A 25,326-nucleotide genomic window follows, 5' to 3' on the forward strand; every position below is an offset into this window, starting at 1 on the left:
CCGGAAAGTCAGGCGAAACGCCTCCAAACGCAAGCCATTTTTGGCGGAAAACAGCCAATTTCAGCAATTTCCAAAAGAAAACCCCCGCCAAGGGCGGGGGTTTCCGGATGCTGCATCGCAGTAGGGGAAGATCAGTGGGCGACGAAGCCCGCCGATTCGTCCTCCTGCGGCCGGGTCTTTGCGGCGGCATCAGCCGCTGCCTCGTCCCACTGGATCGGATCCGGCACCCGGACCAGCGCGGTCTTGAGCACCTCTTCCATGCCGGAGACAGGGATGATCTCGAGCGAGTTCTTCACCGTGTCCGGAATGTCGGCCAGATCCTTGGCATTGTCCTGCGGGATCATCACCGTCTTGATGCCACCGCGCAGGGCCGCCAGCAGTTTCTCCTTCAGGCCACCGATGGGCAGCACGCGGCCGCGCAGGGTGATTTCCCCGGTCATGGCCACGTCCCGGCGCACCGGAATGCTGGTCATGGTGGAGATGACGGCCGTCGCCATGGCGATGCCGGCCGACGGACCATCCTTGGGCGTGGCGCCTTCCGGCACGTGCACGTGGATGTCCCGCTTGTCGAAGAGCGGCGGCTCGATGCCGAAATCGACGGCCCGCGAGCGCACGTAGGATGCAGCTGCGGAAATCGATTCCTTCATCACGTCCTTCAGGTTGCCCGTCACCGTCATCTTGCCCTTGCCAGGCATCATGACGCCTTCGATGGTCAGCAGCTCGCCGCCCACCTCGGTCCAGGCCAGACCCGTGACAACGCCGACCTGATCTTCCGTTTCCGCCTCGCCATAACGATAGCGCGGAACGCCCAGGTACTTCTCGACGATCTCCGGCGTGACCTCGATGGAGGTCTTGTCGCTCATCAGGATGTCCTTGACGGCCTTCCGGGCAAGCGTCGCCATTTCGCGCTCGAGATTACGCACGCCCGCCTCACGGGTGTAGCGACGCACCACGAACTGCAGGGCCTCGTCGGTGATCGAGAACTCCCCGTCCTTCAGACCATGGTCCTTGGCGGCTTTCGGGATGAGGTGACGACGGCAGATTTCTGCCTTTTCCTCTTCCGTGTAACCGGCAATGCGGATCACTTCCATGCGGTCCATCAGGGGCGCGGGAATGTTCAGCGTGTTGGCCGTGGTCACGAACATCACGTCCGAGAGGTCATATTCGACCTCAAGGTAGTGGTCCATGAAGGTGGCGTTCTGTTCCGGATCCAGCACCTCGAGCAGGGCCGAGGACGGATCCCCGCGGAAGTCCATGCCCATCTTGTCGATCTCGTCGAGCAGGAAGAGCGGGTTGGACTTCTTCGCCTTCTTCATGGACTGGATGACCTTGCCCGGCATGGAGCCGATATAGGTCCGCCGGTGACCGCGGATCTCGGCCTCGTCACGCACGCCGCCCAGCGAAATGCGCACGAATTCGCGACCCGTCGCCTTGGCGATGGACTTGCCCAGAGAGGTCTTGCCGACGCCGGGAGGGCCGACGAGGCAGAGAATCGGACCCTTCAGCTTGTTGGCCCGCTTCTGCACCGCCAGATACTCGACGATCCGCTCCTTGACCTTCTCGAGGCCATAGTGATCGGTGTCGAGAACCGTCTCGGCGAACTCCAGGTCGTGCTTGACCTTGCTTCGCTTGTTCCACGGAATGCCGATCAGCCAGTCGAGATAGTTGCGCACCACCGTCGCTTCCGCAGACATCGGCGACATCTGCTTCAGCTTCTTGATCTCGGCTGCGGCGCGTTCGCGCGCTTCCTTGGTCAGCTTGGTGGCCTTGACCTTCTCTTCCAGCTCGGCGATCTCGTCGCGACCGTCCTCGCTGTCGCCGAGTTCCTTCTGAATGGCCTTCATCTGCTCATTCAGATAGTACTCGCGCTGGGTCTTCTCCATCTGGCGCTTCACCCGCGAGCGGATGCGCTTTTCCACCTGCAGAACGGAGATCTCGCTCTCCATCATGCCCAGCACCCGTTCCAGACGCTCGGAGACGGAGACGATGCCGAGGATTTCCTGCTTCTCAGTGATCTTCACAGCCAGATGCGAGGCCACCGTGTCGGCCAGCTTCGAGTAGTCCTCGATCTGGTTGACGGCGCCCAGGACCTCCGGAGAGACCTTCTTGTTGAGCTTCACGTAGTTTTCGAACTCGGCCACCACCGAGCGGGCCAGGGCCTCGACCTCGATGTTGTCGCCATCGCGCTCCGGCAGCACGGTGGCGGTTGCCTCGTAATATTCGGCACGGTCGGTGTACTCGTCGATGCGGGCACGTGCGCCGCCCTCGACCAGGACCTTCACCGTGTTGTCGGGCAGCTTGAGCAGCTGCAGCACGGTTGCGAGGGTACCGACCTCATGAATGTCGTCGGAGCTGGGATCGTCGTCACCGGCGTTCTTCTGGGTGGCCAGGAGAATGTGCTTGTCGGTGGTCATCACCTCTTCCAGGGCGCGGATGGACTTCTCGCGGCCAACGAAGAGCGGAACGATCATGTGCGGAAAGACAACAATGTCCCGCAGTGGCAGCACCGGGTAGACGGCGCTGGAGCCCTGATCCTCAGAGCGGATGTCGTGATCGCTCATTTTCTTTCCTTTCTCTGCGCGCCACCGCCCCCGCGATCGGGCAGCCGGTGTACGCTTCCAGGCGCCTGCGGCGGGGAGGAAGCCGCGAAATGGCCGGTTCGGATCACCCCAGATGGGCGCGGCCCGAACCGCTTGTGAGACGCCTTAGTCGACCTATTAGGTGGACACCGGGGACCGCCCTGTCAAGGCACACGGACCCCGACGGCAAGAAACCCCGGGATGATCCGATCAGGCGGTGGAAAACTGATCTTTTGCACCGCTTTGACAAAAAATGCCGCCCTCCGGAAGGAGGACGGCATCCTTGTCTTGAACCGCCGGACCGGAGACGTTCCGCCACACCCTGAAAGCGTGACGACAGCCGTCGGAGACCCGGGTAAACCGCAAGGGCGCGTCAGGCGCCCGTTGCCGTGGTTTCCTCGCGGTCTTCGTAGATGTAGAGCGGGCGCGCCTCGCCCTTCACCACTTCCGGCGAGATGACCACTTCCTTCACACCCTTCAGCCCCGGCAGCTCGTACATGGTGTCGAGCAGGATGGCTTCCAGGATGGAGCGCAGGCCACGGGCACCGGTCTTGCGGTCGATGGCCTTGCGGGCGATCGCCGACAGGGCGTCCTCGTGGAAGGTGAGCTCCACCTGTTCCATCTCGAACAGGCGCTGATACTGCTTGACCAGAGCGTTCTTCGGCTCGGTCAGGATCGTGATCAGAGCAGGTTCATCGAGATCCTCGAGGGTCGCGATGACCGGCAGACGACCGACGAATTCCGGGATCAGGCCGAACTTCAGCAGGTCTTCCGGCTCCAGCTCGGAGAAGAGCTCGCCGATGCGGCGATCTTCAGGAGCGCTCACCTTGGCCTTGAAGCCGATGGAGGTCTTGGTGCCGCGATCGGAAATGATCTTGTCGAGGCCCGCAAAGGCGCCGCCGCAGATGAACAGGATGTTGGTCGTGTCCACCTGCAGGAACTCCTGCTGGGGATGCTTGCGGCCGCCCTGGGGCGGCACGGAAGCCACGGTGCCTTCCATGATCTTCAGCAGGGCCTGCTGCACGCCTTCGCCGGACACGTCGCGGGTGATGGACGGATTGTCGGCCTTGCGGCTGATCTTGTCCACCTCGTCAATGTAGACGATGCCGCGCTGTGCGCGTTCCACGTTGTAGTCTGCCGACTGCAGCAGCTTCAGGATGATGTTTTCCACATCCTCGCCCACATAACCGGCTTCGGTCAGGGTCGTGGCGTCGGCCATGGTGAAGGGCACATCGAGGATGCGCGCCAGGGTCTGGGCAAGAAGCGTCTTGCCGCAGCCGGTCGGGCCGACCAGAAGGATGTTGGACTTCGCCAGTTCCACGTCGTTGTTCTTCGAGGCGTGGTTCAGGCGCTTGTAATGGTTGTGAACGGCGACGGACAGGACCTTCTTCGCGCTGTTCTGACCGATGACATAGTCATCCAGAACATGGCGGATTTCCTGCGGCGTCGGGATCCCGTCCCGGGACTTCACCAGCGAAGACTTGTTTTCCTCGCGGATGATGTCCATGCACAGCTCGACACATTCATCGCAAATGAAAACAGTCGGGCCGGCGATCAGCTTGCGCACTTCGTGTTGGCTCTTCCCGCAGAACGAGCAGTAGAGCGTGTTCTTGGAGTCGCTGCCGCTGGCCTTGGTCATCTATTCAACCCCGCGTTCTCTAAGGAGGAGCTTCCCCCTTATCGTTCCAGATCGAGCCAAAATAAGGCAGGAAGGCTCGAAAGTTTCCGATCCGGACCGATTGTATCGCCTCGTCGGCCCCAATGGGACCATGCTTCCCTCTTAAAAATCAATATAGGTTTAAGGCGGAAGCAGAAACTACGGTCCATTTGCCGGCAATGGGACGTGTGCCCACTGGTCATTTTCCCGAGCCTGCCCCGGGAACCCGATCCGGGAGGGGAGACCGGCTCCCCTGCCCTCCGGCAGTCGATCCGGTCCGGGCACCCTCACCAGAGGATCAGCCGGACCGGCAGTTGTCGTCAGAACAGGCTCACGCCTGCTCGGAGAGGCTGGCGCGGTCGGTGATCACGCTGTCGATGATCCCGAATTCCTTCGCCCGCTCTGCCGTCATGAAGTTGTCACGCTCGAGCGCTTCTTCAACCGCATCGAGGCTCTGACCTGTGTGCTTCACGTAGATTTCATTGAGCCGGCGCTTCATCTTCAGGATTTCCTGAGCATGCAGCATGATATCGGCCGCCTGACCGCGGAAGCCGCCGGAGGGCTGGTGCACCATCACGCGGGCATTCGGCAGGGAGAAGCGCAGGTCCTTTTCACCGGCAGCCAGCAGCAGGGAGCCCATGGAGGCAGCCTGGCCGATGCACAGGGTGGACACGGCAGGGCGAATGAACTGCATGGTGTCGTAGATCGCCAGACCCGACGTCACCAGACCACCCGGCGAGTTGATGTACAGCGCGATTTCCTTGGTCGGGTTTTCCGATTCCAGGAACAGCAGCTGGGCGCAGATCAAGGTCGCCATGTGGTCCTCGACCGGACCGGTCAGGAAGATGATCCGCTCCTTCAGGAGACGGGAATAGATGTCGAAGGCCCGCTCGCCGCGGTTCGTCTGCTCGACGACCATCGGAACGAGTGTGTTCATGTAGAGTTCGACAGGATCCTTCATACCTCATCCATTATTCTTGAGAGGACCGGGCACCCCTTGAGAGAGGCCCGGCGAGACACAGGTCAAGGCAACACGTCTGAACGACCCGGGACCTGACTCGAAAAAAGCGACATCCCATACATAGGAGATGTCGCCCTGTTCGAAAAGTCTTGCCAGACGCGGCATGAAGGCAAAGTTAAGCCCCATGCCGCATCCGGTGGATATTTCGGTCGAAAGGCCGATCAGGCCTTTTCGTCCTCGTCCTCGGCCACGAGCTTCTCCAGCTCTTCCTTGGTCACGGACTTGTCGGTGACCTTGGCCAGTTCGAGGATGAAGTCGACGACCTTCTCTTCGTAGATCGGGGCACGCAGGGACGCGAGAGCCTGCTGGTTGTTCCGGTAGAACTCGAACACCTGCTGTTCCTGGCCCGGGAACTGACGCACGCGGTCATAGAGCGCGCGCTGCATTTCCTCGTCAGTGACCTGGATGTTGTTCTTCTCGCCGATCTCGGACAGGACCAGGCCGAGGCGCACGCGGCGTTCCGCGATCTTGCGGTATTCGGCCTTGGCTTCGTCCTCGGTGGTGCCTTCGTCCTCGAAGGACTTCTCGTTGCGCTTCATGTCTTCTTCGACCTGACGCCACACGTTCTCGAACTCGCCGTTCAGCAGGGCTTCCGGCAGTTCGAAGGAGTAGTGCTCATCCAGGGCATCGAGAAGCTGACGCTTCACGCGCTGACGGGTCATCGCGCCGAACTGGCTCTCGATCTGGCCGCGGATGATTTCCTTCAGCTTGTCGAGGGACTCAAGGCCCAGGTTCTTGGCGAATTCGTCGTCGAGCTTGGCTTCACCCGGTGCGCCGACTTCCTTGACTTCGATGTCGAAGGTCACGGCCTTGCCGGCCAGATGAGCGGCCGGATAATCTTCCGGGAAGGTCACTTCGATGACCTTGGTGTCGCCGGCCTTCAGGCCCACGAGCTGCTCTTCGAAGCCCGGGATGAAGCGGCCGGAGCCGAGCACGAGCTTGCCGTTCTCGTCGGCACCGCCCTCGAAGGGTTCGCCGTCCAGCTTGCCCAGGTAGGACATGGTCACCTGGTCGCCGTTTTCGGCAGCGCCGTCCTTGGCTTCGAACGGGGTCGCGTTCTTGGCGATCTCGGCGATCTGCTCGTCGACTTCGGCGTCAGCCACTTCGACGACCGGACGCTCGATGGAGATGCCCTTGAAATCGACGATCTCGAAGTCCGGCAGGACGTCATAGGACATCTTGAAGGACAGGTCGGCATCGCCGGCCAGGATCTTTTCGGCTTCTTCATCCGGCAGATCGATGGACGGGGTCAGGGCCGGGCGCTCGGAACGGTCTTCCAGGGCCTTCTGGGTGGAGGCCTGGATTTCGTTGGACAGCAGCTCGGCCATGGCCTGACGGCCGTACATCTTCTTCAGATGCGCGACCGGAACCTTGCCCGGACGGAAGCCGTTGATGCGCACCTTGGACTTCATGTCGTCCAGGTAGGTGTCGAGCTTGGCGGCCAGGTCAGCGGCCGGAATTTCGATTTTCAGCTCTCGCTTGAGGCCCTCGTTGAGGGTTTCGGTTACCTGCATGGGTTTGCTTCGTCCTCGGTCTGGAACGATCCGTTCCGGATGCTTGTTTTCAAAAACTCGTCCGATGCCGCCCGGCGCCCGTCTCCTCGGAAGCCCGAGGGAGGCGATCTAGCAGGCCGCACCATGCCTAAAGGAAGGCGCACGATGGGAGCGCGATAAAGGGTGTCTTAAGGAGTGTCAAGTGTCGGAGGGGTTACATGGCCCGTTAGGCGGCCTCTGCGCACACCAATCCGGGGATGCAGCGCATGCCCCCTGCACGAAAAGTCCCTGCCCGACCCACGGCTTGCGCGCCTGCGGCACGACGGACACACCGCGCCCTGCAAAGGAAACCGTCAGTCGAGAGGGAAAAAGGGCTTGGTGCGGATGGAGGGACTTGAACCCCCACGCCTCTCGGCGCCAGAACCTAAATCTGGTGCGTCTACCAGTTTCGCCACATCCGCAAGGACGCAGATCCCGTCAGAGACCGCGTCGCCAAGGCGGGGGCCTCTATAGCACTCGCGCTTTCGCCGTCAAAGGGAAATTCCGCCCTGTCCACCGGCACCCGGACCCGGGCTCACCGCTGCAGCAGATCGGACAGAACCCCCGGCACCTGAGCGGGAAGATCCTCCGCAATCAGCCCCGGCCCGAAGCGGACCCCCGCCCGCCCGTGGATCCAAACGGCCGCGCAGGCCGCCTCGAAGGCGGGCATTCCCTGGGCCAGCAAGCCACTGACAAGCCCGGCCAGCACGTCTCCGGATCCGGCCGTCGCCAGCCAGGGCGCGCCATTGTCATTGATCACGAGCCGTCCATCCGGATGGGCAATGACCGTATCCGCGCCCTTGAGCACGACGATCGCCCCGCACCGATGCGCGGCCGCCCGGGCCCGTTCCAGCTTCGGCTGCTCTTTCAGATCCGGAAACAGACGGCCGAACTCCCCCTCGTGGGGTGTGAGGACCACCGGCGCCGCCCGTTCGCGCAAGCGGGCACAGGCTCCTTCCGGATCCACCGCGAGGGCGGTGAGCGCATCCGCATCGAGCACCAGCGCCCGGTCTGCGGACAGCAGCACGGCAAGCACCGCGTCAAGCCTCTGACCCAGACCGAATCCCGGCCCCGCGAGAACCGACGTGAACCGCCGGTCCTCCAGAAGGTCTGTCAGAGCGTCCGCATCCCCGACGGAGCGCAGCATCACCGCCGTCAGATGCGCGGCATTGACCAGCATGGCCGAAGGCGGCGCACCAAGGGTCACCAGCCCCGCTCCGATGCGAAGGGCCCCGAGCGCCGACAGCCGGGCCGCCCCCGACGACGCCGCCCCGCCGGACAGCACCAGCGCGTGGCCGCGATCATATTTGTGGCCATCGTCCCGCACGCGGGGGAAAGCCGCGCCCCACATATCCGGCCCGTTCACCCACTGGCGCGGCGCGATCTCATCGAGGACGGAAGGCTCGATCCCGATCTGCGCCACCTCGACCTTCCCGCAGAGCCCGCGACCGGGGTAAAGCACGAGGCCGGGCTTGCGCCGGAAGAAGGTGACCGTGGCCGCGGCGCGAAAGGCCAGCCCCTGCCCCTCCTCCGCCCGCAGCACCTCGCCGGTCGCACCATTCACCCCGGAGGGCAGATCGACGCTCAGCACCGGCACGCCGGACACAGCGACCGCCCGCACCGCCTCCGCCGCCACTCCGGCAAGCGGCCGGTCCAGTCCCGCTCCGAACAGCGCGTCAATGACCAGATGCGCGCCATCAAGACACTCCGCAAGCACGTCCCCGGAGAGCGGCCTCCATCCGCCAGAGAGAGCGTTGAAGGCCCAGCGGGCATCCCCCTTCAGGCGCTCCGGTTCTGCCAGAAGCAGGACATCCACAGATCTCTGACGATTTCGCAGGTGCCGGGCTGCGACAAATCCGTCACCGCCATTGTTGCCCGGACCGCAGAGGACGACGATCCGCTGCCCCGGCCGGGTCATCGCAGACGCCGCGCGTGCAACAGCAGCCCCTGCCCGCTCCATCAGCGCGGCACCGGGAACTCCGGCGCGGATTGTCGCCTGATCGGCGGCTGCCATTTCCCGAGGCGTGAGCAGCGCGGCATCCCGCGCATCCCCTGTCCGCTCCCTCATCACGGCCATTCCTTTTGCTGTCTGCCCCACCGTCTACCCCGTCGCCGAGCAGGCGCTTGTCCGGCTGCTGCAGGGACGGCGATTCGCTTTCCTGAGCCCCGCAAGAGAGTGGCGGCCACGCACCCGCTGCCGCAAGAAAAAGCAGCCCTGATGCCTTGCACCGCAGCATCCCGCGGGGATCACCCCATTCGGAAATGCACAATTAAGCAGCATTTGCACATAAATTGATCACACTTGACGCGTCGCAAAAGATCGCGCCTTCTGGTTTTCGACGAAATTGCCTGTTTCTTGGCCGCTTCGCAGCCTCCCTCCGATTGGCACGCTACGTGCTAGAAGGAGGGGAAGCTGCACACGGAGGTTCCCTCCGCTGGCGGACCACGCCCAGGCCACAAGAACAACCGGGCCGAACGACAACTCGGGCCAGACAACTCGGAGAGAGACAGAAGGTGATGAAAAAGATCGAAGCGATCATTAAGCCCTTCAAATTGGACGAGGTGAAGGAAGCTCTCCAGGAGGTCGGTCTCCAGGGCATCACCGTCACGGAGGCGAAGGGTTTCGGGCGTCAGAAGGGACACACCGAACTCTACCGCGGCGCCGAATACGTGGTCGACTTCCTGCCCAAGGTTAAGGTAGAGATCGTCCTGACCGAGAATCTCGTGGAACAGGCGGTGGAAGCCATTCGCTCGGCCGCGCAGACCGGTCGCATCGGCGACGGCAAGATTTTCGTTTCCAACATCGAGGAAGCAGTCCGCATCCGGACCGGCGAAACCGGCGTCGACGCGATCTGACCTCATCACCTTCCAGGCCCTCGCGGCCTTCCAGCCTTTCGATCCGAGATGACCGCAACACGCCTGCCTGACAGCGCCGGGAACCGGATCGGGACGAACCCCAACTGAGTAACATAACTAAAGGGATGGACAGTATGACCACCGCCTCTGAAGTCCTTCAGCTCATCAAGGACAAGGATGTAAAGTTCGTTGACCTGCGCTTTACCGATCCGCGCGGCAAGATGCAGCATGTCACGTTCGACATCGCACTGGTCGATGAAGACATGTTCGCCGAAGGCACTGCCTTCGACGGTTCCTCCATCGCTGGCTGGAAGGCCATCAACGAGTCCGACATGATGATGGTGCTGGATCCCGCATCCGCTCACATCGACCCGTTCTTCGCTCAGACCACCCTGGCGATCTTCTGCGACATCGTCGACCCGATCACCGGCGAAGCCTACAACCGCGACCCGCGCATGACCGCCAAGAAGGCGGAAGCCTACGTGAAGTCCGGCGGCTTCGGCGACACCATCTTCGTTGGCCCGGAAGCCGAATTCTTCGTCTTCGACGACGTCCGTTTCTCCGCAGATCCGTACAAGACCGGCTTCGAGCTGGACAGCACCGAACTGCCGACCAACGGTGACAGCGAATACGAAACCGGCAACATGGGTCACCGCGTCCGCACCAAGGGCGGTTACTTCCCGGTTCCGCCGATCGACAGCTGCCAGGACCTGCGCTCCGAAATGCTGTCCATCATGGCCGAAATGGGCGTGCCGACCGAAAAGCACCACCACGAAGTGGCGTCCGCTCAGCACGAGCTGGGCATGAAGTTCGACACCCTGACCCGTTGCGCCGACAACATGCAGGTCTACAAGTACGTCGTGCACCAGGTTGCCCATGCCTATGGCAAGACCGCAACCTTCATGCCGAAGCCGGTCTATGGCGACAACGGCACCGGCATGCACTGCCACCTGTCCATCTGGAACGAAGGCAAGCCGACCTTTGCCGGCAACCAGTACGCTGACCTCTCCGAGAGCTGCCTGTACTTCATCGGCGGCATCCTGAAGCACGCCAAGGCCCTGAACGCCTTCACCAACCCGTCGACCAACTCCTACAAGCGTCTGGTCCCGGGCTACGAAGCACCGGTTCTTCTGGCCTACTCGTCCCGTAACCGTTCGGCTTCCTGCCGTATTCCGTTCTCGTCCAACCCGAAGGCAAAGCGCGTCGAAGTTCGCTTCCCGGATCCGTCCGCGAACCCGTACCTCTGCTTCTCCGCTCTGCTGATGGCTGGCCTCGATGGCATCAAGAACAAGATCCATCCGGGCGACGCCATGGACAAGAACCTGTACGACCTGCCGGCTGAAGAACTGGCCGAAATCCCGACCGTTTGCCGCACCCTGCGCGAAGCTCTCGAAGCCGTTGATGCGGACCGCGAGTTCCTGAAGGCCGGTGGCGTGTTCGACGACGACCAGATCGACGCTTACATCGAACTGAAGATGGAAGAAGTCGAGCGTTACGAAATGACGCCGCACCCGGTCGAATTCGACATGTACTACTCTGTCTGATCCTTCCCGGATCGGATGACGGACAAGGCCGGGCTCACGCCCGGCCTTTTTCGTATTCAACAAGACTGGAAAGAGTGCGGCACTATTCCGACCGCTCGCTCAGCATCATCAACTCTGTATTTTGAAGTCGTCTCTGATCCCGGCGCTGAAGATGGTACGGGGCGCCAGGGTCGGCTTGTGGCTCACCCCAATTGCTCTCGCGCAAGGCATAAGCGCCATTTACCTCTCCCGGGACCGGGAGAGGTCGACGCAACGCGTCGGGTGAGGGCCGACAAGACCATCGGTCTTGCCGCAGCGCATATGGGGAGGATGGCCTCAACCCTCACCCGGACTTTTCAGTCCGACCTCTCCCAGCCTTGAGAGAGGTAACTTGCGCCTCTTGTGCCGCAATACAGTGCACCAGACGATTTGGCTTCGTCATCTCAGGCGTGAGCCGGGACCTAGTCTTCGACACCCAAGGCTGGATCCACGGCACAGGGCCGAGGATGACAGACGTTGCGCGGGCGGCGTCAACCAGCGCGGCGCTCACAGCCCTTCGCCTCTGCGCCCTGACGCGCTTTCTGCTCCTGCTCCTGCCACTCACTCTCTGGCTCCGGCCACTCCCCTCTCCGTCATGCTCGGGCCCGTCCCGAGCACCCAGTCTTCGACACCCAAGGCTGGATCCTCGGCATAGGGCCGAGGGTGACCGCCGCGAGGGTGTCGAAGGGGCATCAGGTGCGCGGCTCAACCAGCGCGGCTCTCCAGCCACTCCCTCAAACTACGCCTTCTATGCCCCTTGAACCCCCTCATTGGGTCCGCCGCGATCATCGCGTTCAGGACCGCTTCCTGGGTGGTCTCGGCGGCGGCCTTGAAGAGCTCGTCGATCCGGCTTTCAGCGAGCACGTCGCGCGCGAGAAAATCGGCCGCCACATCATGAGGAACACGCTGCGCCGTGGAGAAAGCGAGCGCGATATCGCCGCTACCATTGCCGTAATAGGCGCCGAGCCGGGCAATCCCGGCGCCCGCCCGCCGCGCCACCCGCTTGAGCTGGCGGCTCTCCAGCGGCACGTCCGTGCCCAGCACGACGATGACCGAGCCGCGCTCTTGCGGCACACCATCATCGGGCGCCTTCAGGTCACCCGGATGCGGCTTGCGCCCGTCCGGAAGCATCAGATCGCCGGGCCGGCCGAAATTCGCCAGCACCAGAGCGCCCAGCGTGAAGCTCCGCTCGTCCAGCCCGAACACCCGTGAGGCCGAGCCGATGCCGCCCTTGAAGCCGAAGGCGCTCATGCCCGTGCCCGCCCCCACATTGCCCTGGGCGAAATCCGTGTCCGCCGCCTCCAGCGCCGCCAGCGCATCCGCTTCGCTCAAGGCCAGTCCCTGAATGTCGCTCAAATAGCCGTCATTACATTCCATCACCACCGGGTTCACCGTGCCGGTGGCGCGGCGGATCAGCGCATTGATGCCCGTGCCAACGCCGAAGGTGTTGGTGAGCAGGATCGGCGTTTCCAGCGTGCCCAGCTCCTCCACCTGCATCAGGCCGGCGCTCTTGCCAAAGCCGTTGATCACCTCCACGGCCGCCGGAACCTTCTCCCGGAAGAGGTTTCCGCCGGCAGGCAGGATCGCGGTGACGCCCGTGTTGAGCGTTTTGGTCTGCAAGGACTGATGACCGACGCGCACCCCCGGAACGTCGGTGAGCGTGTTGCGCGGCCCCGGCATCATGTCGCCACAGATCAGCCCGAAGGCGCGGGCGGTGCGGTCTGAAGGGGCAGTCATGGCGGGCAACTCCGGTCGGTGCGGCGGGATATCCTTGCTAGACCGGCAAAGCCTGCGGACGAAGCCGGTTTTTTGCCTTGCCCCCGTGAAATTTCGAAAAACTTCCGATATAGCGGAGGCGACTGATTTTTCGCGGAAGATGCTGCCAATCTTCCGGCACCGACAACGGGAAGACCATGAGCGAGTACACGTCCGAGTTTCTGAAGGTTCTGGAAGAACGCGGCTTCATCCATCAGCTCTCCGACGCCAAGGGCCTCGACGAGCTCCTGACGAAGGAAACCGTCACCGCCTACATCGGCTTCGATTGCACCGCCCCCAGCCTCCACGCGGGCTCCCTCGTCACCATCATGATGCTCTACTGGTTCCAGCAGACCGGCCACAAGCCGATCGCGCTGATGGGCTCGGGCACCACCCGCGTCGGCGACCCGACCGGCAAGGACGAAAGCCGCAAGGTGCTCTCCGACGAGACGATCGAGGAGAACAAGGCCGGCATCAAGAAGATCTTCGAGAAGCTGCTCACCTTCGGCGACGGCCCCACCGACGCGGTGATGCTGGACAACGCGGACTGGCTGCTCAAGCTCAACTACCTCGACTTCCTGCGCGACATCGGCCGCCACTTCTCGGTCAACCAGATGATCCAGCGGGATTCGGTCAAGCTGCGGCTCGAGCGCGAGCAGCACCTCTCCTTCCTGGAGTTCAACTACATGCTGCTTCAGGGCTATGACTTCCTGGAGATCTACCAGCAGACCGGCTGCCGCCTGCAGATGGGCGGCTCCGACCAGTGGTCGAACATCCTCTCCGGCGTGGACCTCATCCGCCGCAAGGAAAGCGTGGAAGCCTTCGCGCTGACCGCGCCCCTGCTGACCACCGCCTCCGGCGCCAAGATGGGCAAGACCGCGGCCGGCGCCGTCTGGCTCAACGAGGAGCAGCTCTCGGCCTATGACTACTGGCAGTATTGGCGCAACACCGAAGACGCGGACGTGGAGAAGTTCCTGAAGCTCTTCACCGTGCTGCCGCTGGACGAGATCCGCCGTCTGGCCGCCCTCGAAGGTGCGGGCATCAACGAGGCCAAGAAGGTTCTGGCGACCGAGGCCACCGCCATGATCCATGGCCGCGAGAAGGCGGAAGCCGCCGCCGAGACCGCCCGCAAGGCGTTTGAGGAAGGCGAGAGCGCGGAAGGCCTGCCGACCATCGAGATCCCCACCGCCGAGCTGGAAGCGGGCCTTGGCGTGCTCAACGTCTATGTCACCGCCGGGCTCTGCGCCTCCAACGGCGACGTCCGGCGCAACATGAAGGGCGGCGCGGTGAAGATCAACGATGCGGGCGAGCAGGACCCCAATCGCACCCTCACCCTTGCCGACGTGACCGCCGACGGCGTGATCAAGCTGTCTCTGGGCAAGAAGAAGCACGTGCTGGTGAAGCCGGTCTGATCCGGAACATTTGTCACGGATCCATCGAAAGGCCGGGCCCACGCCCGGCCTTTTTCGTCTGGGTGCGAGGCCCGGACAGGGCTGCCGCGTGTCCCCCAGCCACTTCCTCTCCGGTTCCTGCCACTCCACTCTCCGTCATGCTCGGGCTTGTCCCGAGCATCCAGTCCCCGAAGCCAAGGGCTGGATCCTCGGCACGGGTCAGACGATAATGATGCGAGACTTTTTCTCGTCACCATCGCCGACCGTCCGCGTCCCTGTCTTGCTGATCCCAACACAGGAGACGATCCGCCATGCCATCCATCAACTTTCATGCCTTCGGCCTGACCCGGGTCGGCCTTGGCGCGCTTGCAGGGCTCATGGCTCTCGGCCTCGCAGCAGCCCGGGCCGACGAGGTGCCCGAATGCGATGAAGCACTCGCCCTGACGCCGACGACCGCCGAGCCCTTCATCTATTTCGACGGTGGCGGACTGCGCCGTGAGCCCACGACGATCACCGTCCTGGACAAGGATAACAAGAGCATCGGCACCGTCACCATTCAGCTGAAGACCGTCCAGGACAAGCCGATGCCCGGCTGCTACTACACCCCGTCGGATGATGCGGCCGGCTACTGCCGCCAGCCCGATGAAAACCCCATGGAGGTCGAAGCGACGCTCAGCGACGATTTCGAGAACAATCTCGTCTGCTACTGAGCCTCGGGCGCAAGATGGGTGCCATGGTCGAGCCATGGCCTAACGCGCGGTGGGGTGGGAGCGTGGGAGCCACGGCGGCAGGGCGCATGCCGCAGCGGGCGCGGAAGAGCATCTGCGAGAGCGGGACCATCTGCGGCCAATACTCACCCCTTTCCTCCGTCATGCTCGGGCATGTCCGGAGCATCCAGTCCTCCAGGCCGAAGGCTGGATCCTCGGCACAGGGCCGAGGATGACGGTGGAAAGCGGGGAAGTTCAGCCTGCGCTGACAGCCCCTCGCGCAGCCGCCCTGCCGTGCTTTCTGCCCTGCGCTTCCTCCTGCTCCAGCCACTCCCCCGCCCTTCTGCCCGGGCGCGTCCCGGGCATCCGGTCTTCGAAAGATCCACGACCTATTGCTGGAACTCGAACATCTTGCGGAAGATGCCCGGCGCGATGGCCGACATGGGGTTGACGGTGAGCACCGGTTCGGCAAGCGCGCCTGTGACCCGGTAGGTGACACCGATCAGGCCTTCCTTGCTGCTGCCGCCCAGGGCGAAGCCGAGGATCGGGATCTTGGAGAAGATGTTGTTGAGCGCATAGATCGGCACGAAGGTGCCTGTCAGGTTGAGGGTCTTGGCATCCAGATCCACATCACCGGACACGGTGCCGCCGAAAACCGCCCCTTGCAGCGCTCCGCGGGTGACCGAAAGGAGATTGCCTGAGCGCACGAAGACCAGTTCCAGCTGATCGAAGGCCGCAGCCCCGGTGGTGGCCGTTTCCGGCGGCACCAGTTCGCCGGAGCGTGCCGGCTGACCTGGCACGGAGCCCCGCGCGCCAAGCGTCTTCAGCGCCGGGTCATCGGTGATCGACAGGTTGCGCACCCGGAAGGTTCCCTTCCAGTCCTGATCGTCGGGCATCTTCACCGCAAGCCGTCCCTGCCCGCCACGCATGCGCTCGTAAAGGTCGAGGAAGCGCAGGAGCCCGCCCACGTCGGAAAATTCGCCTGTCGCCTGACGTCCGCCGCCACTCTCCGACGCATTGATCACCAGCCGGAAGGGCGAAGACCCATTGACCTGCCCGGCCAGATCCGCATAGCGCACCTTTTCGTCGCGCATCTCCACTTCGGCTGAAAAGGCGCTGAGCTTGCCGTCGAAGCCGATCACCTGATCGAGCGAGACGTCGAGGGTCAGCACATCAAACGGCTGTTTGGACTTGGGCTCTCCGCCTTCCCCGCCGCGCAGAATCTGGGTCAGCACACCGCGCGCGTCGAAGGTCTTGCCATTGAGGGTCACCGCATAGCGCTTCGATCCGTCGGCGCGGATCTGCAGGGCGACCGCGTCGCCCGAGCGCAGGTGGAAGCGGGAGAAATTCGCCTCCAGCAGCTCCCCCTTCGACGAGAGCCGGATATCGCCGGTCACATCCACCCCTTCGGACTTCAGGCGGAAGTCGCCGATGCGGATCTCGTCACCGGCCTCCTTGAGCAGGAAGGAGGCCGAGGCCTGGATCCCCTTGCCCTTGCTCCAGCCGAGCGGGGTGAGCTTGACCCGTGCCGGGGTCAGGTCCACGTCGAAACGCTTGCCCCCTTCGCCCAGGTCCTGGAGATTGAGCTCCATCGGCCCTTCCACGAACTGGGTGAGGTCGATGCCCCGCTCCTTCAACTGCTTGGCATTGGCGGTCACCGCCACCCCCTGACGGGCCTCCACGTCGGATCCGTCCAGCGGCATGACCAGATCGATGTCGGCCGGCAGGCCGTCCAGAAGTCCCTGGCCGGTGATCGCGACCCGGGACGGGTCCGCGTCGAGGCGGATATCGCCCTTGGCAATCGTGTGGCCCTGAATCTCGTTGGGAGAGGTGAAGCCCTTGGCCTCGGCGGTGGCGCGCCACTCCACGTCCTGCAGCTCCACCTTGCCCTCGAGCGGGAACCGCGCGGAGAGACTGACGGTGCCCGTGCCTGTCACCCCTTGCGAGGAGAGCTTGGCCTTCTTCAGGATCTCGAAGGGCTTGGCATTGAACACCTCGCTCACGGGCCCGGCGTCACCCGCCAGTTTCACGTCGAGCTCGGCGATCTTGCCCGAGCGCAGGGGCAGATTGAGAATGCGGAACATGCCTTCCGGCACCTGCACCACACCTGTGCCACCGGACGGGTCCGCCATCGTGCCGCCCCTGGCGTCCACGGTCAGGGTTTCGTCGGCAACGGTCAGCGTGCCGGTCAGATCCCGGATCTCACCGACCTCGCCCACCGGCAGCAGGCTTGCGCCGGAAAACGCCATGTCGACGCGCAGGTCATTTCCCGACCAGCCCGGATCCGGGTCGGCCGCATTGAAGGCCGGCGGGCGCACCGCCGCCGAATAGGCCACATGATCCACGAGACCGCCTGTGAGGCGCTCGATCATCCACTGCCGTGCGGGCGGAACCAGCGTGATGGGCCAGACCTGCTTCACCAGGCCGACGGGCAGCTTTTCCCCTTCCATCACCACGACCAGATAGGGGCCATCCTCCAGCAGGTCGAGGCTCGCGGAGCCCTGAAGCTGAGCGGGGCCGGCGGTGATCCGTGCATTGTCGATGAAAACCGTCCGGCTGTCCGTGTCAACACGACCGTCGATCAGCACCTGATCCAGCATCACCGGCTCGTCGGGAATGTCGGAGGAGCCGAATTGCGGATAGTCGGAGACGATGCGCAGGACCCATTCGCTCGCCCCGTCCTCGGGCGGGCGGATCTCGCCGTTCCAGAAGATCCGGCTGTTGCCCTGGATCACATGGGAGCGGCGGATCTCCACCACCGGCGCATCCCGCCGCCAGGCGAGTTCCACCGCCGCGTCGTCGAAACGCACCGAGGTGCGGCCAAGGCGGAACCAGCCCTTGGTGACCCGACCCACGGCACCCGCCTTGTCAAAGGCGCCCTGTCCGTCGAACTGGGCCAGGAACTCCGCCGACATGGGCAGGCCGAGGCCCTTGCCCTGTTGCAGGGTCTTCCGGCTGTCGAGCAGATCGCCGATGGTGATGTCGCGGAACTTGACCCCGAACTGGCTGCCGATCGCAGGTGTGTCCGGCCCCGCCTCAAGTCCGGGAAGCCGGTCGAAGCGCATTTCCCAGGGGCCGAAACGCCCGGCAATGCGTGCCTGTCCGGTGAGCCGCCCGGAGATATCGCGGGTGAGCGTGGCATTGATCCCCTGGAACCGGCGGGCCAGCGCGCCCGTCATGCGCAGGGAGCCATCGCTGATGCGCACAAGCGCCAGATTGCGCCGGGAGAACTGCAGGTCGATGACATCGGCAACCCGGTTGATCGCCTCCATCAGCCCGGCCATCGGCGGCAGGTCCTTGTTCTGGGCCTGGGGCACCCCAAGGACGACACGCGGCCGGACCAGATCCAGCGAGGCGAAATGCAGCTTGCCCGAGAGCAGCGCCCGCGGCTCGATGGGTGCCTCGAGGCGCGGCAGGGTCACCTCCACCGGAACCTCGCCCTCGACGCGCAAATGCGCCTCGTGCAGGACGACCTGGATGCCGGAGCTTGAGGAAATGTCGAAGGAGGCATCGCCGATAGTCAGCCGCGCCGGGCCGACACTGGCTTGCCCCGCCAGCCACTGGGCGACGAAGGGCACGTGAACCGGGCCGGACAGATAGAGCCAGCCAATGGCTCCCGCCACGAGGCAGAGAACGAAGAGCACGAGAAACAGCACGATCCGCACCAGCCGGCCCAACAGGCTCGGCCTGGCCGGCTCAGGTTCCTCAGCGTGAGCTGCGGCATCGCCGGGCTCGGCTGTGTCCGCGGACACCTTGGGGAGGGCTGTCTCAGAAGCGAGGGCTTCGCCTGTCTCCCCCACGCCAGCGCCACCGGTCCCTTCCGACAGCGCATCCGGCTTCGGCTCCTCAGCCACGGTGGACTGAGGTTCTGGAGACAGCTCGGCCGCTTCAGCGGAAACGGGATCGCCGGACGACGCAGGCTCGGCTGCTGAGGGCTGGGTAGGCTCATCCGCGCGCAAGGGATCAGTCGCGCCCACATCGGGGGCACGCGCCTCACGCCGGTCCGGGCCTTCGCCCTCCTGGAGGGCTCGCCCGTTGCCGCTATCGTCTTGCGGTAGTTGATCCATACAGTCCGTTGTCCGCCCGAGCAGCCAGCCAGAGAAAGGCCCGGAGACGGGTCTGCAAGACCCGCGATCCGGTCGATTCGCCCAACCGGTGAAATATTAGCCGCACATTCCGGCAAGGGCTTGAAAAACCCGCTGCCCGGCGCAGATAGTCCAGTCTTATGACCCTCTCAGTGTGACAGAAGGAAGGCAAGATGACCGCCCTCGCAGAAGGCAGCCCGCTCCCCCCGTTCAATCTTGAAACCGATGGCGGTGGACGCATTGCCACCGCTGACCTCGCAGGCACACCCGCCGTCATCTATTTCTACCCCAAGGATGACACCCCCGGCTGCACCAAGGAGGCCATTGCCTTCACCGATCTGGCCGGCGAGTTCGAGAGCCTCGGCGTCCGGATCATCGGCATTTCTCCGGACAACGCGGCAAAGCACGACAAGTTCATCGCCAAGCATGGCCTGCGCCTGACCCTGGCCGCCGATCCGGACAATGCCGCCAGCGAAGCCTTCGGCGTCTGGGTGGAAAAATCCATGTATGGCAAGACTTACATGGGCGTGGAACGCTCGACCTTTCTTGTGGACGGCAGCGGCAACATTGCCCGCATCTGGCGCAAGGTGAAGGTGGCAGGCCACGCGGAAGAGGTTCTCGCCGCCGCGCGCGATCTGCCGCGCTGATCAGACACGGGGTCGAAAGCCGTCTCAGGCTCATCCTCTGATTCCGTCCGCGCGCAGAGCCTGCGCGCGGCACACGAAAGGCAGGACGGACCTGAAACCTTCCCCGTGGTAACCATCTAAGAGGTTCATCGGACAGGCAAATAGCCCAATGAAACCGCAGAAATCCGCCATCGCGTGAGATTTTGTTAACCTTGATCGGGTCTACTTGGCACAAGACAGACGTCCATGCCGAGTGATCCAAGACGATGTACCGTGCCCCACAGAGATCTGCCGCCAGCGCCGAAAGCCCGGCTGCGCGTCGCCCCTCTCCGGCTCCCCGTCGAGCTCTCGCGCTGCGGATCGCCCTGGCCTTGTCGGGCGCTGCAATCCTGACCCTCACCTCGTTCGCCGGCTACGCCACCTGGTCCTCCAGCCGCGACGAGACCCTGGCAGCCGCCAGCCAGGAGCGCGAACAGCTTTCGCGCAGCTATGAGGCGCGCATCCAGTCTCTGCGCACGGAGATCGACCGGCTGATGAGCCGTCAGGCCCTGACCCAGGCCAATCTCGAAGAGCAGATGGACATGCTCCTGCAGCGCCAGCAAAGCCTGCAGGCCCGCCATTCCCTCGTTTCCGATCTGGTAGCCCGGGCCGAACGCTCGGGCCTACCTTTGGCCCTCACCACGCCGCTGCCCGAGCGCAAGCCGGATCTGGTGGACGAACTGGCCGCCGGCCCCGATCATCTTCTGGCCATCGGCGGCGAATCCCAGCCCCTCGACGATCCCTTTGCAGCCCTCGGCCTGCGTGGGTCCTCAGGCATCACGCCCGAACAGGTCGCCCCCGCCGCGACCGGAGCTCCGGCCGCACCGGTTGGCCCGCAAGCCCAGCTCAATGCGCAGGAAAAGCAGGCGCTTGCCCAGCTGCGCTCGGACCTGAGCGCCATGGATGCGGAGAGTGCCGCCGCCCTTCAGGCGATCACCCTGGCCGCCCGCAGCCAGATCGACACCCTGACCGGCGCCCTCCGCCCACTCGGCCTGCGCCTCGCCGATCTGCGCCCCTCAACGCCTGCCCTGTCCTCGCCGGATCTCGCCGTCGGCGGCCCCTACGAGCCCTTGCTCGGACCTGGTTTTGCCTCAAGCGCCCTGACGGCGGAAACGGCGCTGAATGATCTCGATGGCCTCAAGCAGGCCATCCGCGACCTTCCCGTGGCGCCCCCCACCCGGGGCACACCCGTCTCCAGCACCTTCGGCCCGCGCATGGATCCGTTCCTCGGCACCATCGCCATGCACACGGGCATCGACTTCATGGCGCCCCAGGGCCAGGACGTTCACGCCACGGGCCGGGGCACCGTTCTGAGCGCCGGCCGCAACGGCGGCTATGGCAACATGGTGGAGATCCGCCATCCGGGTGGGCTCGTCACCCGCTATGCTCACCTGAGCCGTATCTTCGTGCGCGAAGGTGAAAGCGTTGCCCCGGGCGACATCATCGGTCAGGTCGGCAGCACCGGACGCTCCACCGGTCCGCATCTTCATTATGAGGTGCGCCTCCAGAACGAGGCACTCGACCCCAAGCCCTATCTCAATGCGGGCAAGACGGTCTCCCGCTACCTCTGAGCAGCTGCCCCTTACACTCTGCCGAAACGAAAAACGCCCGGAGAAATCCCCGGGCGTTTTCGTGTCTCAAGGCCAGATCAGGCCGGAGCCGGTCCTCAGTCGATGTCGGCCACGTCCGCAGCATCGCCCCCGAAGACGCGCTGCGCCAAGGCCGCTTCCATGAACTGGTCGAGATCCCCGTCCAGCACATCCGACGGCGACGTGCTTTCCACGCCCGTGCGCAGATCCTTCACCAGCTGATAGGGCTGGAGAACATAGGAACGGATCTGGTGGCCCCAGCCGATATCGGTCTTGGACGCCTGTTCCTTGTTGGCGGCTTCCTCGCGCTTCTTCAGTTCCGCCTCGTAGAGACGGGCCTTCAGCATCGACCAGGCCGTGGCCCGGTTCTTGTGCTGGGAGCGTTCGGACTGGCACTGCACCACGATGCCGGTCGGCTGGTGCGTGATGCGCACGGCCGAGTCGGTCGTGTTGACGTGCTGACCACCCGCACCCGACGCACGATAGGTGTCGATGCGGCAGTCGCTTTCGTTGATCTCGATCTCGATCGAGTCATCCACCACTGGATAGACCCAGGCCGAGGAGAAGCTCGTATGGCGGCGCGCCTGGCTGTCATAGGGCGAAATGCGCACCAGGCGATGAACGCCCGATTCCGTCTTCAGCCAGCCATAGGCGTTCTCGCCCTTGATCAGCAGGGTGGCAGACTTGATGCCGGCCTCTTCCCCGTCGTGATACTCGAGCAGCTCCACCTTGTAGCCACGCTTTTCCGCCCAGCGGCGGTACATGCGCAGCATCATGGAGGCCCAGTCCTGGCTCTCGGTACCGCCGGCTCCGGAGTTGATTTCCAGGTAAGTGTCGTTGCCATCGGCTTCGCCCGAGAGAAGCGACTGAAGCTGCAGCTGATGCACCTTCTCCTTCAGCCCGCGCAGGGCCTCCTCGGCGTCGGCGATGACCCCCTTGTCCCCTTCCATCTCGCCCAGTTCGATGAGCTCGACATTGTCGGAAAGGTCCTGTTCGAGGGCACGCACGCCGGTGATGCCGTCGTCGAGCTGCTGACGCTCACGCATCAGCTTCTGGGCCTTGCTCGGGTCGTTCCACAGCGACGGATCTTCCGAGGCTGCGTTCAGTTCATCCAGTCTTACGAGAGCATGATCCCAGTCAAAGATGCCTCCTCAGCAGGCTTATGGCCTGCTTGATTTCATCGACGATGCCTTCCATCTCGGCGCGCATCGGATACCTCGCTCATTTGGTGTGAAAAGCCCGGCCTGCCGGAAGCAGCACCGGGCCCAGATCGGTGCGGGACATTAGCCCCGGGGGAAACCCTTGTAAACCGCTGGGGGCGCCTGGAAGCGCCCCCTCTGGAAAACGGCCGAGATCATTGATGGATCACGGATGGATCGGGTGGATTGAGGGTGCGGACTGCGCTCAGTAGAGCCCGCCCGTTCCGCTCAGCACCGCTTCGCCGGCTTCCGGCGACACGCTGCGGTAATCGCCCATGTCGTCGCCGAAACCGATGACCGAATAGCTGTCCGGCGGCGCCATGCCCGGCTTGAAGGCCTCCAGAATGGCATCCGGAGAGCCGGCCGCCGTGCGCAGACCCGTGCGCCGGTCGATGGGGATAAGCTGCAGCCCGCGCGGCACGCGGAACTCCACCGGCGGCTTGTCGGCCAGCGCTTCCTTGACGAATTCCGTGAAGATCGGCGCGGCCACCTGACCACCGGTCGCCCCCCGTCCCATGGGGCGCGGCGTGTCGTAGCCGACGAAGACACCGACCGCCAGATCGGGCGTGAAGCCCATGAACCAGGCATCCTTCTCGTCGTTGGTGGTGCCCGTCTTGCCGGCAACCGGACGCCCGACCGCCTGAACGGACGTCGCCGTGCCGCGCTGGACCACACCTTCCATCATGGAGGTGATCTGATAGGCGGTCATCGGATCGAGCACCTGCTCACGGTCGTCGATCAGGGTCGGCTCGGCCTGGCCGGTCCATTCGTCCTGGGTGCAGCCATCGCAGATGCGGCTGTCATGCTTGTAGATGGTGCGGCCATAGCGGTCCTGGATCCGGTCGATCAGGGTCGGACGGATCCGGCGACCACCGTTCGCAATGGTGGCATAGGCGGCGGTCATGCGCAGGACGGTGGTTTCCCCCGCCCCCAGCGACATGGAAAGCACCGGAAGCATATTGTCGTAGATACCGAAGCGCTCGGCATATTCGGCCACCAGCGGCATGCCCATGTCCTGCGCCAGACGCACGGTCATGACGTTTCGCGACAGCTCGATGCCTGTGCGCAGGGTCGAGGGGCCATAGAACTTGCCCGCATAATTCTGCGGCTTCCAGGTTTCCTGACCCGGCCCCTGGCTCACTTCCAGCGGCGCATCGAGAATGACCGACGACGGGGTGTAGCCATTGTCGAGGGCTGCCGCATAGAGGAACGGCTTGAAGGACGAACCGGGCTGACGATAGGCCTGGGTCGCGCGGTTGAACTCGCTCTGGGCAAAGCTGAACCCGCCGACCATGGCCAGCACGCGGCCGGTGTAAGGATCCATGGCAATCAGCGCGCCGGACACTTCCGGGATCTGGCGCAGCTCGAAGATGCCGGAGACACCCTTGGCCTCCTGCACATAGACCACGTCGCCGGGCTTCAGCACCTGGTTGACCGCCTTGGGCGAGGCACCGTTCACCCGGGCCCAGCCCATGCTTTCCAGCATCAGCTTGCCGGTCTCGCGCTCGTCGGACAGGCGCCCGCTGATGAGAAGCGGCGGCTGCAGACCGATCCTGGCCTCCTTCTCGCCTGCATCGAGAACCACGGCCAGACGCCAGTGCGGCAGATCGCTATGGGCCTCGACCTTGCCGAGCGCAGCACCCCAGTCGGTGTTGATGTCGATGGTCGCCACGGGACCACGCCACTTGCCACGCTCCCGGTCGAAGGCGAGCAGGCCGTCCTGCAGGGCCCGGCGGGCCATGACCTGCATCTTCGGATCGAGCGTCGAGCGCACCGACAGACCGCCTTCATAAAGACGCTTCTCGCCGTAGATATTCGCTACTTCGCGGCGCACTTCCTCGGTGAAATATTCGGCCGCATCCAGCTGGATGCCCCGTTCGCGCGGTGTGACCACCAGATCCTTCGACTTGGCCTCCTCGGCCTCCTCGCGGGTCACATAGCCTTCGGCGGCCATGCGCTCGATGACGTGGTTGCGCCGGACGATCGCGTCCTGCTTGTGGCGGAAGGGATGATAGTTGGTCGGACCTTTGATCACGGCGGCCAGATAGGCCATCTCCTCGAGGCTCAGCTCATGCACCGACTTGTCGAAATAGACAAGCGATGCGGCGGCCACCCCATAGGCGCCGAAGCCGAAGTAGATCTCGTTCAGATAGAGTTCGAGGATCTGGTCCTTGGAATAGGTCTGCTCGATGCGCAGGGCGAGGATCGCTTCCTTGATCTTGCGCTCGATCTTCACGTCATTGGTCAGAAGGAAGTTCTTCGCCACCTGCTGAGTGATGGTCGAGGCGCCTTCCGGACGCCGGCCGCTGCCGTAGTTCTGGACGAAGCGCACCACAGCACGGGCCAACCCTTCCGGGTCGACACCGATGTGCTTGTAGAAATTCTTGTCCTCGGTCGCGACGAAGGCATATTTCAGACGGTCCGGAATGGCCTGGATGGGCAGGAACATGCGCCGCTGGTTGGCATATTCGGCCATCAGGCTGCCGTCGGCGGCATGCACGCGGGTCATCACCGGCGGCTCGTAGTTCTTGAGTGCGGTGTAGTCGGGCAGGCCCTCGTTCAGCTTCTCCAGATAGATCCAGACACCCGCAGCTGCCACGAGAGCAACGGCGGCGCCTATACCGAAGAGATAGCCGAAGAACTTGATCAGGAATTTCATGCTGCGGGCTCGTCTTTCCCCGTCTTGGCCGCCGGCCCCTCTCCGGGACCGGTCGCACCACTCGTCGTC

General features: G+C 63.9%; 15 protein-coding genes and 1 tRNA gene. 6 read left to right on the forward strand and 10 right to left on the reverse strand.

Annotation, left to right across the window (positions count from 1 at the left end; translation table 11 throughout):
* Positions 1–131: 131 nt before the first annotated feature.
* The 6 genes from lon to FR728_RS07765 all read right to left on the reverse strand — a co-directional run bounded on the left by lon (position 132) and on the right by FR728_RS07765 (position 8,857).
* Positions 132–2,561 carry an endopeptidase La gene (lon, locus tag FR728_RS07740; protein WP_149891986.1) on the reverse strand — a complete coding sequence of 810 codons (2,430 nt, stop codon included), beginning with the start codon at positions 2,559–2,561 and terminating at the stop codon, positions 132–134.
* Positions 2,562–2,952: 391 nt separating this feature from the next.
* Entirely contained in the window at positions 2,953–4,218 is a 1,266-nt protein-coding gene (gene clpX, locus FR728_RS07745; protein WP_149891987.1) for an ATP-dependent Clp protease ATP-binding subunit ClpX, read from the reverse strand.
* Positions 4,219–4,567: 349 nt separating this feature from the next.
* Entirely contained in the window at positions 4,568–5,197 is a 630-nt protein-coding gene (gene clpP, locus FR728_RS07750) for an ATP-dependent Clp endopeptidase proteolytic subunit ClpP (protein WP_149891988.1), read from the reverse strand.
* A 221-nt stretch (positions 5,198–5,418) separates the two neighbouring features.
* A complete protein-coding gene (gene tig, locus FR728_RS07755; RefSeq protein ID WP_149891989.1) occupies positions 5,419–6,771 on the reverse strand; it encodes a trigger factor in 1,353 nt (450 codons plus the stop codon).
* 355 nt (positions 6,772–7,126) lie between these two features.
* A tRNA-Leu gene (locus FR728_RS07760) sits at positions 7,127–7,211 on the reverse strand.
* Between the two features lie 113 nt (positions 7,212–7,324).
* The gene (locus tag FR728_RS07765) at positions 7,325–8,857 is read right to left on the reverse strand and encodes an NAD(P)H-hydrate dehydratase (RefSeq protein ID WP_244304425.1); all 1,533 of its coding nucleotides are present in this window, start codon (positions 8,855–8,857) and stop codon (positions 7,325–7,327) included.
* Positions 8,858–9,306: 449 nt separating this feature from the next.
* Between FR728_RS07765 and FR728_RS07770 the strand changes: the two genes are divergently transcribed.
* On the forward strand, positions 9,307–9,645 hold the full coding sequence (locus FR728_RS07770; RefSeq protein WP_149891990.1) for a P-II family nitrogen regulator: 339 nt from the start codon (positions 9,307–9,309) through the stop codon (positions 9,643–9,645).
* Positions 9,646–9,779: 134 nt separating this feature from the next.
* Complete coding sequence (gene glnA / locus FR728_RS07775) at positions 9,780–11,189, forward strand: type I glutamate--ammonia ligase (protein WP_149891991.1); 1,410 nt, start codon at positions 9,780–9,782, stop codon at positions 11,187–11,189.
* A 723-nt stretch (positions 11,190–11,912) separates the two neighbouring features.
* Here glnA and FR728_RS07780 read toward each other — a convergent pair.
* The gene (locus FR728_RS07780) at positions 11,913–12,944 is read right to left on the reverse strand and encodes a DmpA family aminopeptidase (RefSeq protein WP_244304427.1); all 1,032 of its coding nucleotides are present in this window, start codon (positions 12,942–12,944) and stop codon (positions 11,913–11,915) included.
* Between the two features lie 176 nt (positions 12,945–13,120).
* Here FR728_RS07780 and tyrS point away from each other — a divergent pair, with 176 nt between their 5' ends.
* Together tyrS and FR728_RS07790 are read left to right on the forward strand one after the other, a co-directional pair.
* The gene (gene tyrS / locus FR728_RS07785; protein ID WP_149891992.1) at positions 13,121–14,374 is read left to right on the forward strand and encodes a tyrosine--tRNA ligase; all 1,254 of its coding nucleotides are present in this window, start codon (positions 13,121–13,123) and stop codon (positions 14,372–14,374) included.
* A 290-nt stretch (positions 14,375–14,664) separates the two neighbouring features.
* Positions 14,665–15,063, forward strand: coding sequence for a hypothetical protein (locus FR728_RS07790; protein WP_149891993.1), 399 nt, complete (start codon positions 14,665–14,667; stop codon positions 15,061–15,063).
* A gap of 386 nt (positions 15,064–15,449) precedes the next feature.
* Here FR728_RS07790 and FR728_RS07795 read toward each other — a convergent pair whose 3' ends face one another.
* Entirely contained in the window at positions 15,450–19,127 is a 3,678-nt protein-coding gene (locus FR728_RS07795) for an AsmA-like C-terminal domain-containing protein (protein WP_149891994.1), read from the reverse strand.
* 191 nt (positions 19,128–19,318) lie between these two features.
* Between FR728_RS07795 and FR728_RS07800 the strand changes: the two genes are divergently transcribed.
* Both FR728_RS07800 and FR728_RS07805 read left to right on the forward strand, forming a co-directional pair.
* Positions 19,319–19,792: a peroxiredoxin gene (locus FR728_RS07800; RefSeq protein WP_149891995.1), complete on the forward strand. Its 474-nt coding sequence runs from the start codon at positions 19,319–19,321 to the stop codon at positions 19,790–19,792.
* A gap of 245 nt (positions 19,793–20,037) precedes the next feature.
* Positions 20,038–21,381 (forward strand): M23 family metallopeptidase, encoded by a 1,344-nt coding sequence (locus FR728_RS07805; protein WP_149891996.1) that lies wholly within the window; start codon positions 20,038–20,040, stop codon positions 21,379–21,381.
* A 95-nt stretch (positions 21,382–21,476) separates the two neighbouring features.
* On the opposite strand, the gene prfB is transcribed toward FR728_RS07805, so the two are convergent.
* Positions 21,477–22,608, reverse strand: a protein-coding gene (gene prfB / locus FR728_RS07810) for a peptide chain release factor 2 (RefSeq protein ID WP_149891997.1) whose coding sequence is annotated in 2 segments (ribosomal slippage) — positions 21,477–22,538 and positions 22,540–22,608 — 1,131 coding nt in all. Because the reading frame shifts where the segments join, the coding sequence is not laid out codon by codon here.
* A 195-nt stretch (positions 22,609–22,803) separates the two neighbouring features.
* Positions 22,804–25,257 (reverse strand): penicillin-binding protein 1A, encoded by a 2,454-nt coding sequence (locus FR728_RS07815; protein ID WP_149891998.1) that lies wholly within the window; start codon positions 25,255–25,257, stop codon positions 22,804–22,806.
* Between the last annotated feature and the right edge of the window lie 69 nt (positions 25,258–25,326).

The sequence above is a fragment of the Roseibium aestuarii genome (assembly GCF_008477545.1).
Lineage (GTDB): Bacteria > Pseudomonadota > Alphaproteobacteria > Rhizobiales > Stappiaceae > Roseibium > Roseibium aestuarii.

Excerpts from the sequence above, each read along its gene's own strand:
- FR728_RS07800 (WP_149891995.1), top strand. The coding sequence starts at position 19,319 with ATGACCGCCCTCGCAGAAGGCAGCCCGCTCCCCCCGTTCAATCTTGAA.
- FR728_RS07795 (WP_149891994.1), bottom strand. The coding sequence starts at position 19,127 with ATGGATCAACTACCGCAAGACGATAGCGGCAACGGGCGAGCCCTCCAG.
- clpP (WP_149891988.1), bottom strand. The coding sequence starts at position 5,197 with ATGAAGGATCCTGTCGAACTCTACATGAACACACTCGTTCCGATGGTC.
- clpX (WP_149891987.1), bottom strand. The coding sequence starts at position 4,218 with ATGACCAAGGCCAGCGGCAGCGACTCCAAGAACACGCTCTACTGCTCG.
- tig (WP_149891989.1), bottom strand. The coding sequence starts at position 6,771 with ATGCAGGTAACCGAAACCCTCAACGAGGGCCTCAAGCGAGAGCTGAAA.
- glnA (WP_149891991.1), top strand. The coding sequence starts at position 9,780 with ATGACCACCGCCTCTGAAGTCCTTCAGCTCATCAAGGACAAGGATGTA.
- FR728_RS07805 (WP_149891996.1), top strand. The coding sequence starts at position 20,038 with ATGTACCGTGCCCCACAGAGATCTGCCGCCAGCGCCGAAAGCCCGGCT.
- FR728_RS07815 (WP_149891998.1), bottom strand. The coding sequence starts at position 25,257 with ATGAAATTCCTGATCAAGTTCTTCGGCTATCTCTTCGGTATAGGCGCC.
- tyrS (WP_149891992.1), top strand. The coding sequence starts at position 13,121 with ATGAGCGAGTACACGTCCGAGTTTCTGAAGGTTCTGGAAGAACGCGGC.
- lon (WP_149891986.1), bottom strand. The coding sequence starts at position 2,561 with ATGAGCGATCACGACATCCGCTCTGAGGATCAGGGCTCCAGCGCCGTC.
- FR728_RS07780 (WP_244304427.1), bottom strand. The coding sequence starts at position 12,944 with ATGACTGCCCCTTCAGACCGCACCGCCCGCGCCTTCGGGCTGATCTGT.
- FR728_RS07765 (WP_244304425.1), bottom strand. The coding sequence starts at position 8,857 with ATGAGGGAGCGGACAGGGGATGCGCGGGATGCCGCGCTGCTCACGCCT.
- FR728_RS07790 (WP_149891993.1), top strand. The coding sequence starts at position 14,665 with ATGCCATCCATCAACTTTCATGCCTTCGGCCTGACCCGGGTCGGCCTT.
- FR728_RS07770 (WP_149891990.1), top strand. The coding sequence starts at position 9,307 with ATGAAAAAGATCGAAGCGATCATTAAGCCCTTCAAATTGGACGAGGTG.